Source organism: Roseateles sp. P5_E11 (assembly GCF_054049355.1).
On record NZ_JBFUMO010001006.1, the window covers coordinates 1 to 1198 of the forward strand.

3 protein-coding genes are annotated in these 1198 nt (G+C 64.6%); 2 read left to right on the forward strand and 1 reads right to left on the reverse strand.

The window, feature by feature from the left end; genetic code table 11:
• The first annotated feature begins 203 nt into the window (after positions 1–203).
• The gene (locus ACXJKR_RS32925) at positions 204–383 is read left to right on the forward strand and encodes a hypothetical protein (protein WP_457326441.1); all 180 of its coding nucleotides are present in this window, start codon (positions 204–206) and stop codon (positions 381–383) included.
• A 12-nt stretch (positions 384–395) separates the two neighbouring features.
• Positions 396–827, forward strand: a complete 432-nt coding sequence (locus ACXJKR_RS32930; protein ID WP_056203625.1) for an OsmC family protein — start codon at positions 396–398, stop codon at positions 825–827.
• A gap of 11 nt (positions 828–838) precedes the next feature.
• Here ACXJKR_RS32930 and coq7 read toward each other — a convergent pair.
• A partial coding sequence (gene coq7, locus ACXJKR_RS32935; RefSeq protein WP_457326442.1) for a 2-polyprenyl-3-methyl-6-methoxy-1,4-benzoquinone monooxygenase occupies positions 839–1198 on the reverse strand: 360 nt, incomplete at its 5' end.

The window sequence follows — 1198 nt, forward strand, 5'->3', positions numbered from 1 at the left end:
GTGGAGATGGGTCTCGCGGGCGACTTCGTAGACCCGGGCGTTCAGGATTCGCTGCAGATAGCTGCTGCCGGGCGGCAGCATCGCGGGCACCTGAGATGACGTGCTGGACGGCGCCTTGGCGGGGGGCTGGCGTCGGCGCGAGGGGGCGCTCATCGTCTCTCCATGGTGTCTTGTTGCGGCGCCGCATGATAGGGGAGACCCTCATGCGGCGCCGCTTGCCTGCCTTCGGCGAAAAAAAACCCGAGCTTTTGCAAGCTCGGGTTGAATCCACCATGGAGGCGGTGGAGGAGACAATCGGTGCGAAAACGTTTTCGCTTGAGTGGCAGTTTAGCGCCGAGTTATGCTGCGCTGCAATATTTTTCGTGAACGAATTGGAGCTTTGACTCTAGATGACCATGGAATGCACCGTCAGTTGGCTGGGTCCTGAGGGCCCGAGTGGCATGAGCTTCGTGGCCGAGACCGGTAGCGGTCATGTGCTGAGCATGGACGGCGCGCCGGACGGTGGCGGGCGCAACCTGGCGCCGCGGCCCATGGAAACCGTGCTGGCGGGTACGGGTGGCTGCACGGCCTATGACGTGGTGCTCATCCTCAAGCGCGGCCGCCATGATGTGCGTGGCTGCAAGGTGACGCTGAAGGCCGAGCGCGCCACCAGCGATCCCAAGGTCTTCACAGCCATCCACTTTCACTTCATCGTCAGCGGCAAGGGGCTGAAGCCTGAGATCGTCGAGCGCGCAGTGGCGCTGTCGCACGAGAAATACTGTTCGGCGACAGCCATGCTGGCCAAGACCTCGGCCATCAGTACCTCTTTCGAGGTCACTGAAGTTTGAGCCAGGTCTGATCAGATGTGGTGAGCCACGGTCGTCATGACCTTGGCTGCCGCGCGCATCAGCTCCGCAATGGGCGCGGGCAATGGCCGCGCTCCGGCGGCAACGGCCGCGTCGGCATGCTCGGCTTCCTCGCGCCGCATTTGGTCGACGATGGCGCGGGATGGCGCGTCGGCCTCAGGCAGGCGTTGAAGATGCGAGGCCAAGTGGGCTTCGACCTGGCGCTCCGTTTCGACGACGAAGCCAAGGCTCCATTGATCGCCGGCCAGCCCAGCCAGGCTGCCCCAGGCGAAGGCACCGGCCCACCAGAGCGGCGCGAGGTGGCTGGTATGGCCATCCAGTTCGGCGATCCGGTCGGCCGTCCAGGCGAGGTG

Bases quoted from the DNA above. Each gene is read 5' to 3' on its own strand.
- ACXJKR_RS32925 (WP_457326441.1), top strand. From the start codon at position 204: ATGCGGCGCCGCTTGCCTGCCTTCGGCGAAAAAAAACCCGAGCTTTTG.
- ACXJKR_RS32930 (WP_056203625.1), top strand. From the start codon at position 396: ATGGAATGCACCGTCAGTTGGCTGGGTCCTGAGGGCCCGAGTGGCATG.